We start from the raw sequence: 12,405 nt of genomic DNA, 5'->3' as shown, positions 1-12,405 counted from the left end.
TTCAGCGGTCCTCCGGCGGCAGGATCGCGCCCCGGTGGCAGATCACCCGCGCCGCCAGACGGTGCCCGGCCAAGGCGGCGGCCTCGGGGCTGGCACCCTGCAGCCAGGCCGCGAGATAGCCGGCGTTGAAGCTGTCGCCTGCGGCGGTCGTGTCCAGCGGGGTGACGGCTTCGGGGATGGCGATGCGCCGTGGCGGCTGGGTTCCGTCCGCGATCAGGCATCCCTCCGCGCCCTGTTTCAGCACGATCTGCGCCGGGCCAAGCCCGTGCAGCCGGGCCAGTGTTGCTTCCGGGCTGGCATCTCCCCAGAGCATCTGCTCATCCTCAAACGTCGGCAGGATCAGGTCGGCCCGCGCCATAGTCTCGGCGAAGAGGGCGCGCGCGGTGGCGGTTTCGGTTCCCCAGAGCCGGGGGCGGTAATTGCCGTCAAAGGCAATCCGGCCGCCCCGGGCCTTCACCGCATCCAGCACGGCAATCAGCCTGTCCGCATCGGCCTGAAGCACCCAGAGGGTGATCCCCGAGAGGTAGAGCCATGCGGCCGAGAGAAGGGCCTCCGTCCAGTCCGCAGGCGCATCCTGCAGGCACTGACGCGCGGCAGAACTGTCGCGCCAGTACTGAAAACTGCGCTCTCCCGACGCATCCGTGGTGATCGCATAAAGCCCGGTCGCATGGCTGTCGATCTGGCGCAATTGCCCTGTATCGACACCATTTTCCATGCAGACTGCGCGGATGCGGTCCCCGAACGGATCGCGGCCGAGGGCTGAGGCAAAGCCGCAGCGCACCCCCGCGCGCGCCAGATAGACGGCGGTGTTGAGCGTGTCCCCGCCCACGCCCACCGCGACGGTCCCGTCGGGCGCGAAGGCCAGCTCTCCCATTGCCTCGCCGAGGCAGATCACCTTGACCATTCTGCGGCCCTCAGCGCAGCTTGCCGCGCGCGGGGATCGCCACTTCCTCGTAGCTCCCGTCGGCATGGCGCAGATAAAGCGTGTCGAACAGGTTGGTCACCACGCAGATATGATTGGGCACAATGATCACGCGGTCACCGACCCGGGGGTGCCAGCCGCTGTCACCGAGCTCGACGATGGCATGCTCCTCGGACAAGGCCGCGATCATGGCGTCGGGCGCTTCGCGGATCAGCCCGTAACCGGCAAGGCCCAGCTGATCCGAGCTGAGCGTTTTCGACCCGGAATCGAGGATCGCACGGCCGGGCGTCGGGCGTGAGACGACGGTCGCATGCACCAATCCCGCGCAATCCGCCACGCTGCAGGCCCCGCGCGCGATCAGCGATTTGTCGTTGTAGACATAGGTGCCCGCGCGGTGCTCGGTCGCCTGCGCGAAAGAGGTCAGATCGCCGAGGTTCGGCGTGCCGCCGGTGGAGATGACGTCGCAGGTCAGGCCCTGTGCGGCGACCGCCTCCACGGCCTTGGCGAGCCAGTTTGCGACGGGTTCGGGCGCGTTCATCGGCGGGTAGGTCATCAGCCCGGCAAAGCGCAGCCCCGGCAGATCGGCGATGTGCCGGGCCAGCGCCGCCGCTGCCGCCGGATCCTGCACGCCGCAGCGCCCCGCGCCGGTGTCACATTCGACCAGCACGTCGAGGCTGGCACCACGGGCCGCAAAAGCCGCCGACAGCCCCTGCGCAACGGTCAGGCTGTCGCAGGTGACCGAGAGGCGGCAGCGCCCCGCCAAAGCGACCAGCCGGGCGAGCTTGCTCTCCCCGAGGATGTTGTAGGTGATCAGGATGTCGTCAAAACCGGCATCGGCCATCACCTCGGCCTCCCCGATTTTCTGGCAGGTCAGCCCGATGGCACCGGCCTCTATCTGCATCCGGGCAATCTGGGGCAGTTTGTGGGTCTTGATGTGAGGCCGCGCTTTCAGCCCTGCAGCGGTCGCGAGGGTCTGAAACCGCCGGATGTTTTCCGCGACCACATTCAGATCGACAATCAGGCAAGGCGTGTCGGGCAGGGGGGTGACGTCGGTCATCTGCAACCTCTTGAAGTGGCCATAAAGTGAATCTTCGCTTTCCTAATTGACACGTGTTCGGGCTCTGCGCTAGCTACATTCCGGTAAAAAAGAATTACTTCCGTTATAACGGAATTTTAAGATCAGACTACACGCCTGATCGGGCTGCCACGCGGCGCGGCGTTCTGGACCCGCCCTTCCCGCGTCTGGCCCGGCCACCGCGGCAGGTTGAACTTCACACGAAACCCAAGAGGATATGTCATGACCATCACAAGACACGGCGTCGGCGCAGCCAAGGGCAACGGCCAAAAAGCATTGCCCTTTGCCAAGGCCACCGAAGCGAATGGCTGGCTGTATGTGTCGGGTCAGACGCCGATGCAGAACGGGGAAGTCGTTGGGCACGGCATCGTCGAGCAGGCGCATATTGCGATCCGGAACATGCTCGCCATTGTCGAAGAGGCGGGATACGGTCCGCAAGACATCATGCGTGTGGGCGTCTGGCTGGATGACCCGCGCGATTTCTGGAGCTTCAACGGCGTGTTCGAGACCTATTTCGCAGATCACCCCCCGGCGCGTGCCTGTGTGCAATCGGCCATGGTCGTGGATTGCAAGGTCGAGGTCGATTGCATCGCGTATCGCGCGCCCGACGCGCGCACGTAAACAAGAGGGCGGGCTGCGCGTGAAAGACGGACAGGAACGGAAGCGGGCGCGCGGGCTTGACCGTGCTTTTGACATTCTTGACCACCTGCGCGCGGTCCGACGCCCGATGCGGCCCGCCGATATTGCCCAGACCTTGGGGGCGCCGAAATCGACGGTTTACGACCTTGTCGGGACTTTGACGGAACACGGCATGCTGGAACCTGCGGGCCGGGATGGCGAGGTCTATCTGGGGCGCAGGCTGTACTTTCTCGGGCTGGCCTATCTGGATCAGTTCGACCTGGCCCGGGAAGCCGGCGCGATTCTGTCCGAGATCACGCAAGCCACGCAAGAAACCTCGCAGTTCTGCATGCTGGATGGGGACAAATACACTGTCGCGCTGATGCACGAAGGCCAGCGTCCGTTCCGGATCAGCGCCGATCTGGGCGACCGCACGGCCATTCCCTGGACCGCCTCGGGGCGGGTGCTGCTGGGGCATCTGAGCGATGCCGAGATACTGGATCTGATCCCGCCGGGCGATTTCATCCTCCCCGATGGCAGCACACTGGCGCCCGCCGTTTTCATTGGCGAAGTGCGCGAGGCCCATGCCGGGGGCTTTTTCTCCTTCGACAGTGTGGTGGATTCCTTCACCCATTGCTTTGCCGCCGCCGTGCGCGACCGGCAGGCGCGCCCGGTGGCCGCGCTGTGCATCGTTGCACCAAAAGCCGATGCGATGGCGCATCATGCGCAGTACCGGGAGGTTTTGCTGCGCGCTGCCGAGAAACTGTCGCTGTTGGTGTGACACAGCCCCGCGGGTTCCCCTGCCAGAGAGCCGGGTGCCCCCCACGGCCGCCGCCTCTGGCCGCCCCCGGTTGCCCGGCCGGAGGCCAGAGGCCCGTGCCCGGGCAACCCCAGAGGCTTTGGACCGTTTGCGCTAGAGTGCGGGCTGGCGATGCGGGCCGGTTTGCTCATAGGCATAGGCCATGCGAATGATGGCAGCATCACTCCAAAGCTTGCCGAGGAAGATCAGCTCAAAAGGGGCGCCCGAGGCGTAGTAGCCCGCGGGCACGGTGATCCCCGGCATGCCAGAGATGTTCAGCTCGCCCACTGTGGTTTCCAGAATGGCCTTGCCCGAATGCAGCCCCGGCAGTTCGCACAGCATTTGCGGATAGACCAGCCCGTCAAGGTCATGCCGGGCAAAGACCTCATCCACATGGCGCAGATATGCCTCTTTCAGCACCATGAAGGCGGGCATGGCGGGCGGGGTCTCGGGCGATTTCAGCGCCTCAACAAAATCGGGCAATTCGTGCAGATAGCCCAGAATCGCGCCTTTCGCGAAGGGATCTTGCGATTTTGTCGCCTCGACCAAGGCATCCCAGCTCTGGATCGCCGCATCCGGCCCCAGACGGCGCAGATAGCAGGTCATGTCATAGGCGATGGATTCCAGCCCCCTTCCGTCAAAGAAGGGCGTGCCGGGCGTGATCTGCCGCAGACTGCTGAAATCCGTCCCGGCAAAGGGGTCTTCGATCAGGATCGCCCCGGCGCGGGTCAGATCGGCCTTGGCCTTTTCATAGAGCGCGGCGGTCTCGGGCGAGAGTTCATTCTTGCGCCAGCCCGGGCCGTAAAGACCAAGACGCTTGCCCTGCAGCCCATCGCGTGAGAGCGCCGCGGCAAAGCCACCCCGGGGGATATGGCCGACCGAGGCGAGGGTTTTCGGATCTTCCGGGGTGAAACCGGCGATGGCATCGAGACAGAGGGCGGCATCGGTCACGTTGCGCGCGATGGGGCCCACCACGTCGCGGTTGCCCGCCAGCGGCACCACGCCCGCATTCGGCACCAGCCCGATCGTGGGTTTGATCCCGACCAGCCCCTGCGCCGAGGCGGGGTTCTGGATCGAGCCGCCGGTCTCTTCGGCCAGCCCCACCACGCACATATGGGCGGCCACGGCACTGGCCGTGCCCGCGCTCGAGCCGCCGGGGGCGCGGTCTTCGGCCACGACGTTCAGCGTGGGGCCGGCCCAGCTGTCATTGGCATGGGTGCCGGTCCAGCTGAGGATCGGCACGTTGGTCTTGCCCAGAATGACGGCATCGGCCGCCTTCATCCGGGCGGCCACCGGCGCATCCCGCGCGGGCATCAGATCGGTGCCGCCGGTGCCGGAATAGAGCAGCGACCAGCCCGCCGTGGTGGGAAAGCCGACCATATCGACCGTGTCCTTGATCACCACCGGAATCCCGGCCAAGGCGCCCAAAGCCTCGCCTGCGGCGCGGCGGCGGTCCACCGAACGCGCGGTTTCCAGCGCGGAATCATCCATGAAAATGATGGCATTATACTTCTTGTTCAGCAGCTTGATCTGCTCAAGGCAGGCCAGTGTCAGCTCTTCCGCCGTGAAGGCTCCGGCGGCAAAAGCCGCACGGATCGAGTGGATCGTCAGGCTGCCAAGATCGTCAAGGCGCGCCATTTCGGGCTGGGGAAGGGTCATCAGGGGTCCTTTCTGCGCCGGGCAGGGCGCATCGCAAATCCGGGCGGGCCCGGACGGAAATCGGATTGCAGAACAAAGCGTGCGGATTGCGCCCAAAACGGCGGCACGCGGCTTGTCCGGGGTGAAAGCGATCTGACATCCTTGTCAGGCGGGGAGGGCGCCCCGAGGCCGGATCTCCTGCGGATCACCGGCCGGTCCGTGGCCTGGGCCGCCAGCGGCGGTGAGGGGACGGACATGGCGAAAATCTGCGCCGGGTCAGCCCGCCGCGTCAAGGCTGAATTTTTCATCACTTGCCTGCTTCTTGCGGCCCCGCATGGGGACAGCGTTTGACAAGGCCCCGCAGTTCGGTCTTGATGGGCCCATCCTTGAGCAGGGCAGCTCTCTCCCGATTGATTTCGGGCGGGGGCTTTTTTTGTTTGCAGCAACGGGTGGCGGAATGACGATGGATGCTTGGACGATCGGTGTGATCATGTCGGAGAGCGGCGTGACGGGGGCGATCGAGCGCAACCAGCTGGCAGCGACGCGTCTGGCCATCGCGGAGATCAACGCGATGGGGGGCATTCTGGGGCGCAGGCTGCAGGCGGTCTACCGCGACCCGAAATCGACGCCCGCGCTCTACCGCAGCCACACGCTGGAGCTGTGCCGTGACGAGCGGATCAAGGTCATCTTTGGCGGCCATATGTCCAGCACCCGCAAGGCGATGTTGCCCGAGATTGAGGCGCATAACGCGCTGCTGTTCTACCCGACGCTCTATGAAGGCTTTGAATATTCACGCCATTGCGTCTACACCGGCGCCGCGCCGAACCAGAATTCGGTGCCGCTGGTGGAATATTTGCAGGCCAATTTCGGTCAGCGTCTGTTCATCGTCGGCTCGGACTACGTCTACCCCTACGAATCCAACCGCATCGTCGCTGATCTGCACCGCAGCAAAGGCGGCACGGTCTTGGATGAGACCTATGTGCCGCTGGATCTGCGCCCCCGTCATATCGCCCATATCATCGACCGGATCCGGGCTTTGAAGCCCGATATGATCTATTCCACCGTGGTCGGCGATGGAATCGTGCCCTTCTACACCGCTTTTCGCGAGGCGGGGTTTGATCCCCAAACCCTGCCCATCGCCAGCCAATCCACCTCCGAGGTGGATGTGGCGCGCATGCCGCCGGGCGTCGCCGATGGCCATGTGATCGCCGCGCCCTTCTTTGACACGCTGAGCACACCCGGCGCATTGGCCTTTGCCCGCGCCTTCCGGCTGGCCTCGGGCGGGCCGTTTCCCGCCACCGCCCCGGCGGAGGCTGCCTATTTCTCGGTGCATCTCTATGCCGCCGCATTGGCGCTCGCGGGTGAGGACGGCATCGACCGTCTGCTGCCCGCGCTATACGAGGTGGAGGTGGATGCGCCGCAGGGGGCGGTGCGGGTCGACCGGCTGACGAATCACACGCATCTGTGGCCGCGCGTGGCGCGCATCCGCGAGAAGGGCCGCTACGAGATTGTCAGCAGCCCGCCCCAGCGCGTGGCCCCCGATCCCTATCTGGTCGAGATTTCCGGCATGAACGAAACCGCCAGCCCATCCGATTTCCGCTTCGGCGTGATGAACTTCTGAGGTCAATGATGTCCTATGCCTTTCTGAAGGAACTGCGGAACCTGTCGGTGGTGGTCTTGCACCCGATGGATGAAGAGGGGATCGCGCTGACCGATCACCTGCGCCGCATCGGCTGTATGCCGCAACTGGTCTGGCCGGTGCCCGAGCAGTTGCCGCGCCACACCAATATCGTGCTGGTCGCCATCGTCGATGATCAGCGCGAGGCGTTGCGGAACCTCTTTCGCAATATGGGCAATCCTGCGCCCACCATTCTGGCGATTGTCAGCTATGAGAACCCCGCGACCCTGCAACTGGTGCTGGAAAGCGGGGCGCTGGCGGTGATCGGGCGGCCGATCAAGCCCTTTGGCCTGCTGACCAATCTGGCGATCGCGCGCAACATCTGGTGTCAGACGCAGAATCTGGCGCGCGATGCGCGGCGTTACAAGCGCAAGGTGATGGGTGAACAGGCGGTGATGCGGGCCAAGACCATCCTGATGGCCGAGCGCAATTTCGACGAGGATCGCGCCCATAAGGAGCTGCGGGCACAGGCGATGCAGCGCCGTCTGGCCATTGAGGCGATGGCGGCCGAGATCATTTCCGGGCATGCGGCACGCTTTCCGGCGGCCGGTGAAAATCGTGCAGAAAATTTCTTGTCGGATGAAACGGAATCTGATTAGGATGTGCTCGCAGGGTCCCCAGACGACATGGCCACCCTGCTAAAGCCTGCCGTTTGCAGGCTGACCCATAGGCGAAGGTGCCCGCGGACGTTCTCACAGAACGGCGCGGGCTTTTTTGTGTTTCGACAGCGACGTCGAGTCCGGTTTTCAAAAAACAACCTCAGGTCGAGCCGCGCCAGCGCGCGGGAATTGCGGCCTTTGATCCAACAACAGGGATGATCCGATGACCATGAAACGACGCCAGTTCCTGACCACTGCGGCCCTCTCGACGGGTGCGCTGGCGATGCCGGGATTTCTGAAATACGCCCATTCTGCCGAGACCGTGCAGGTGGGCGCGCTGTTCTCGCAAACGGGCGGGCTCTCCGTTGTCGAGAAGATGCTGGCCGATGCGGTGCAGATGGCCGCGGCCGAAATCAATGCCGCCGGCGGGGTGCTGGGCAAGCAGATCGCCGTGACGGTCGAGGACGGCGCCTCTGATCCCAAGACCTTTGCCGAAAAGGCGCAAAAGCTGGTGATCAAGGACAAGGTGCAGACGGTCTTTGGCTGCCACACCTCGGCCAGCCGCAAGGCAGTGCTGCCGATCTTTGAACGCCGCAACGCGATGCTCTTTTATCAAACCCATTACGAGGGCTTCGAATGCTCGCGCAATGTCGTCTATCTGGGGGCGGTGCCGAACCAGCAGCTGGGCAATTACATCCCCTGGATCATCGAGACGCTGGGCAAGAAGAAATTCTTCATCGTCGGCTCGAACTATGTCTACCCGCGCGAGATGGCCAAAGTCTCGAAGAGCCTGATCGAGGCGCATGGCGGCGAATGGGTGGCGGATGAATATCTGGAGCTGGGCCATTCGGAATGGGCGGTGACGGTCAACAAGATCAAGGAATCCGGCGCCGATGTCGTCTTGTCCAACGTGGTGGGCGACTCGATCATTTCCTTCTACCGCGAGTTCAAGAACCAGGGGCTGAGCCAGGAGCAGATCCCGATCTGCGCCACGGTCACCTCCGAGATCGAGATCGCGGCGATGGGGCCGGAATATGCGGCGGGCAGCTACACCTCTTTCCCCTATTTCATGTCGCTGGATCTGCCCTCGAACACCTCGTTCATCGAGCGTTACCGCGCCTATGTGAATGACCCCAAGGCGATCACCTACCACTCGCTGGAGGCGGCCTATTTCCAGGTCTATCTGTGGAAACAGGCGGTCGAGAAGGCGGGGGATTTCACCGCCGATGCAATCCGCGAAGGCGTGCGCGGCCAGACCTTCGATGCGCCGGGCGGCCCGGTGAAGGTGGACCCCGACAACCTGCACACCTGGCTGACGCCGCGCATCGGCCAATGGCAGGCGGATGGTCAAAGCAAGGTGGTCAATGAATACCCCGAGCCGATCAAGCCCTTGCCCTATTCGGCCTATGGCGAAACCGCCGACAACCTGTTCTGCACCGCCAAAGGGCTGGACAGCAGCAAGCTTTGACCGACGCGGGCCGGGCGTTCGCGCGCCCGGCCCTTGTTGCCCAATCCCGGAGGCCGGAATCCCGTGTTCGACATCATTTTCATCGGATTGAGCCTCAGCTCAATCCTCCTCCTCGTGGCGCTTGGCCTGGCGGTCACCTATGGCGCGATGGGGATCATCAATATGGCGCATGGCGAGATGGTCATGCTCGGCGCTTATGTCGCCGTGCTGGCCAATATCTGGCTGGGGTCCAATCTCTTCGTGGCGATCCCGATTGCCTTTATCGTCACCGCGCTGGTCGGCTATGCGGTAGAGCGGCTGGTGGTGCGGCGCCTTTATGGCCGCCTGCTCGACACATTGCTGGCCACCTGGGGCATTGCCATCCTGTTGCAACAGGCGATCCGGCTGGAATTTGGCCTGACCTTCTTTGGCATTCACATCGAGGGGCTGGGCTCGGGTCTGCAAAACGTGCCGGTGCCCGCGGCGCTGCAAGGGACGCTGGCGCTGTTTGGCGTGCAGCTGAACAGCTACCGGCTGTTCATCGTGCTGGTCACGCTGGTTCTGGCGGGGCTGACCTGGGCCGTGCTCTACCGCACGCCGCTGGGCATGAAGGTGCGCGCGATCATCCGCAACCCGCAGATGGCCGCCGCCTGTGGCATTGATGTGCGGCAGACCAATGCGATCACCTTTGCGCTGGGGTCAGGTCTCGCGGGTGTTGCGGGCGTGCTGATGGCCGGGTTTCGCAGCGTCTCGCCCGATATGGGGGCGACGATGGTGGTCGATGGCTTCATGGTCGTGGTCACCGGCGGCGTGGGCAGCCTTCTGGGCACGGCCGCCGCGGCGGGCCTGCTGGGCGAGATCAATGCGCTCGTCGCCATCTTTGCCAATGAAATCGCAGGCCGCGCGGCGGTCTTGCTGGTGGTCATTGTCGTCATCCTTCTCAAGCCCGCCGGGCTGTTCAGCTTCAAGGGGCGCTAAGGCATGACCTCGGTTTTCAATTATCGGAGCGCGACCTATCTGGTCTTTTTCGCGGCCATCCTGCTCCTGCCGCTGGTGGGCGATGAGTTCTGGCTGAACCGCGCGGCGAAATATCTCTGCTTTGGCATGCTCGGCTCGGCCATTGCGCTGACCTGGGGCTATGCGGGCATTCTCAACCTCGGACAGGGGCTGTTTTTTGGCATCGGCGCCTATGCGATGGCGATGTCGCTGAAGCTGGCCAGCTACACCAGCCTGCAACAAGGCTCGGCCACGCCTGTGCCCGATTTCATGCTGTGGAACGCGCAGCCCGGCGCCTCGACCGATCTGTGCTGCATCACGCCGGGGTCCTGGGTCTGGCTGCCGTTTCAGTCGCAATGGTTTGGCGTGGCGATGGCGGTGGTGGTGCCGGTGATCCTGGCCGGGCTTTTGGGCCGCCTGATCTTTGGTCAGCGCATTTCGGGGGTTTTCGTCTCGATCGTGACGCTGGCGCTGGTGCTTTTGGCGCGGCTGGTTCTGGTCGATGCGCAGCCGATGACCAACGGTTTCAACGGGCTGACGGATCTGGGCTATTTCACCGTCTTTGGCGTTGAGCTCGATCCCTATTCGCATCTGACCTATTATGTGATCGCGGTGGCGCTGATTGTGGTGCTCGTGCTGGCGCGGTTGCTGGTGGCCACCCGGGCGGGCACCGTCCTGCAGGCCACGCGCGACAGTCAGACCCGTGCGCTCTACCTCGGCTATGATGTGCCCGCCTATCAGACCTTCTTCTTTGCGGTCTCGGCGGCGATCTCGGGGCTGGCGGGCATGCTCTATGTGCTGGTGGCGGAGTTTGCCTCGCCCTCGTTTCTCGATCTCAGCTTTTCGGTGGCGATGGTGGTCTGGGCGGCGGTGGGGGGCCGGGGGTCGATCCTCGGGGCCTGCATCGGCGCAATCCTGATCAACATGGTTGAGGCCCGCGTCTCGGAAACCGAAGCCCTGGTCGAGGCATGGAAGGCCATTCTGGGGCTGATCTTTGTGCTGGCGGTGATCTATTTGCCCAATGGTCTGGCCGGATTCTTTCACGACCGTCTGCGCCGTCTGTGCCGCATTGACACCAGCCCTCTCAAACAGGAGGCGAAACAATGAGTGCCTATGCACTGGAGGTCGAAGACCTCGCCGTCAGTTTCTCGGGGTTTCGGGCGGTTGATGGCGTCTCCTTGCGGGTGGCGAAGGGCGAGTTGCGGGTGTTGCTGGGGGCGAATGGCGCGGGCAAGACCACGCTGATGGACCTGATCAGCGGTCGCACCCGCGCGACCGAGGGCCGGGTGCGGCTGAATGGCCGCGATGTGACCAATCTGCGCGAATACCGCATTGCCCGCGCAGGCATTGGCCGCAAGTTCCAGATCCCGTCGGTGTTCGGCGGGCTGACCGTGCGCCAGAACATCGAGGTTGCGCAATCGAAGCATCCCGGCGTCTTTGCCAATCTGCGGCTGGGGCGCAGCCGCGAAGATCATGCGGCGGTGGATGAGGCGCTGGATCTGGTGGGTCTGGCCCCGGTGGCGGCGGTCGAGGCGGGCACGCTCAGCCATGGGCAGACGCAATGGCTCGAACTGGGGATGCTGATGATGCAAAACCCGCCGGTGATTTTGCTGGATGAGCCGACGGCAGGCATGACGCAGGCGGAAACCGGCAAGACCGCCGCGATCATCAACCGGCTGAAGGGGCGGCACACGCTCCTCGTGGTGGAGCATGACATGGCCTTTGTCCGCGACATTGCCGAGCGGATCACGGTGCTGCATCTGGGCCGGGTTCTGGCCGAGGGCAGCGTGGCCGAGATCGAGGGCAATGCCGAGGTGCGGGCCGCCTATCTGGGAACACAAGGAATTTCGGCATGCTGAGTCTGAGCAATCTGGAAAGCTATTACGGCCGCTCGCGCGCGCTCAGCGGCATCAGCCTTGAGATCCCGGCGGGGCAGATCACCGGCATTGCCGGGCGCAACGGCACCGGCAAGACGACGCTGCTGAAGTCGATCATGGGGCTGACGGATTCCGCGCGCGGCTCTATCCGGCTGCGCGGCGAGGAGATTTCCGCCGCCCCCACCCATCAGCGCGCCCGCGCAGGCATTGCCTATGTGCCGCAGGGGCGCGGGATCATTCCCGATTTCACCATCCGCGAGAACATCGTGATGGGGGCCTTTGCGAACCGGCAGGGCCGTCGGGGCATTCCCGATCTGGTGCCGGAGCTCTTCCCCTATCTCGTGGCGCATCTCGACCGACCGGGCGGGGTGCTGTCGGGCGGGCAGCAGCAGCAACTGGCCATCGCCCGCGCCCTTGCGGCAGAGCCGGATGTGGTGCTGCTCGATGAGCCGAACGAGGGCATCCAGCCCTCCATCGTCGAAGAGATAGAGCGGGTGATCCTGCGGATGAGTCAGGAGTTCGGTCTGACCGTGGTGCTGGTCGAGCAGAACATCGGCTTTTTGCGCCGCGCGGCGGGCAGTTTTGCCATGCTGGAAAAGGGCAGTGTGGTCGAAGCGGGCCCCATCGAGCTGCTCACCGATGCGGTGGTGGACCGCCATATGACCATCTGATGCCCCGGCGATCAGGTTCATTCACCCTTTGACCGGGTCACCTTTCCCGCCCACGCACCCCGCAGTTCGCATCTGTTGGCACGCG

12 protein-coding genes are annotated in these 12,405 nt (G+C 64.2%); 9 read left to right on the top strand and 3 right to left on the bottom strand.

Annotation, left to right across the window (positions count from 1 at the left end):
* Nucleotide 1 precedes the first annotated feature (1 nt).
* The gene (locus ACEN2S_RS05385; RefSeq protein ID WP_441863382.1) at nt 2-904 is read right to left on the bottom strand and encodes a sugar kinase; all 903 of its coding nucleotides are present in this window, start codon (nt 902-904) and stop codon (nt 2-4) included.
* 10 nt (nt 905-914) lie between these two features.
* On the bottom strand, nt 915-1,979 hold the full coding sequence (locus tag ACEN2S_RS05380; protein WP_441863380.1) for a D-TA family PLP-dependent enzyme: 1,065 nt from the start codon (nt 1,977-1,979) through the stop codon (nt 915-917).
* A gap of 240 nt (nt 1,980-2,219) precedes the next feature.
* Between ACEN2S_RS05380 and ACEN2S_RS05375 the strand changes: the two genes are divergently transcribed.
* Together ACEN2S_RS05375 and ACEN2S_RS05370 are read left to right on the top strand one after the other, a co-directional pair.
* Complete coding sequence (locus ACEN2S_RS05375) at nt 2,220-2,618, top strand: RidA family protein (RefSeq protein ID WP_441863377.1); 399 nt, start codon at nt 2,220-2,222, stop codon at nt 2,616-2,618.
* Between the two features lie 19 nt (nt 2,619-2,637).
* A complete protein-coding gene (locus ACEN2S_RS05370; RefSeq protein WP_441863375.1) occupies nt 2,638-3,396 on the top strand; it encodes an IclR family transcriptional regulator in 759 nt (252 codons plus the stop codon).
* A 132-nt stretch (nt 3,397-3,528) separates the two neighbouring features.
* On the opposite strand, the gene ACEN2S_RS05365 is transcribed toward ACEN2S_RS05370, so the two are convergent.
* Nucleotides 3,529-5,073: an amidase gene (locus ACEN2S_RS05365; RefSeq protein ID WP_441863372.1), complete on the bottom strand. Its 1,545-nt coding sequence runs from the start codon at nt 5,071-5,073 to the stop codon at nt 3,529-3,531.
* Between the two features lie 436 nt (nt 5,074-5,509).
* On the opposite strand from ACEN2S_RS05365, the gene ACEN2S_RS05360 reads away from it, so the two are divergent.
* The 7 genes from ACEN2S_RS05360 to urtE all read left to right on the top strand — a co-directional run bounded on the left by ACEN2S_RS05360 (nt 5,510) and on the right by urtE (nt 12,320).
* The gene (locus tag ACEN2S_RS05360; protein ID WP_441863370.1) at nt 5,510-6,673 is read left to right on the top strand and encodes a transporter substrate-binding domain-containing protein; all 1,164 of its coding nucleotides are present in this window, start codon (nt 5,510-5,512) and stop codon (nt 6,671-6,673) included.
* 8 nt (nt 6,674-6,681) lie between these two features.
* A complete protein-coding gene (locus ACEN2S_RS05355; protein WP_441863367.1) occupies nt 6,682-7,329 on the top strand; it encodes an ANTAR domain-containing response regulator in 648 nt (215 codons plus the stop codon).
* A 223-nt stretch (nt 7,330-7,552) separates the two neighbouring features.
* Nucleotides 7,553-8,797: a transporter substrate-binding domain-containing protein gene (locus tag ACEN2S_RS05350; RefSeq protein WP_441863364.1), complete on the top strand. Its 1,245-nt coding sequence runs from the start codon at nt 7,553-7,555 to the stop codon at nt 8,795-8,797.
* Nucleotides 8,798-8,860: 63 nt separating this feature from the next.
* Nucleotides 8,861-9,754 (top strand): urea ABC transporter permease subunit UrtB, encoded by an 894-nt coding sequence (gene urtB, locus ACEN2S_RS05345; protein ID WP_441863361.1) that lies wholly within the window; start codon nt 8,861-8,863, stop codon nt 9,752-9,754.
* Between the two features lie 3 nt (nt 9,755-9,757).
* Nucleotides 9,758-10,879, top strand: a complete 1,122-nt coding sequence (gene urtC / locus ACEN2S_RS05340) for an urea ABC transporter permease subunit UrtC (protein WP_441863359.1) — start codon at nt 9,758-9,760, stop codon at nt 10,877-10,879.
* Nucleotides 10,876-11,631, top strand: a complete 756-nt coding sequence (urtD, locus tag ACEN2S_RS05335; protein ID WP_441863356.1) for an urea ABC transporter ATP-binding protein UrtD — start codon at nt 10,876-10,878, stop codon at nt 11,629-11,631. The genes urtC and urtD overlap by 4 nt, the downstream gene beginning before the upstream one ends.
* Nucleotides 11,625-12,320 carry an urea ABC transporter ATP-binding subunit UrtE gene (gene urtE / locus ACEN2S_RS05330; protein WP_441863354.1) on the top strand — a complete coding sequence of 232 codons (696 nt, stop codon included), beginning with the start codon at nt 11,625-11,627 and terminating at the stop codon, nt 12,318-12,320. Before urtD ends, urtE begins: the two co-directional genes overlap by 7 nt.
* The last annotated feature ends 85 nt before the right edge of the window (nt 12,321-12,405 follow it).

Source organism: Phaeovulum sp. W22_SRMD_FR3, from assembly GCF_052113705.1.
In the GTDB taxonomy this organism is placed as follows: domain Bacteria; phylum Pseudomonadota; class Alphaproteobacteria; order Rhodobacterales; family Rhodobacteraceae; genus JBGQOG01.
The sequence above is the reverse complement of the archived record's forward strand: the minus strand, read 5'-3'. Positions and strand labels throughout refer to the sequence as shown.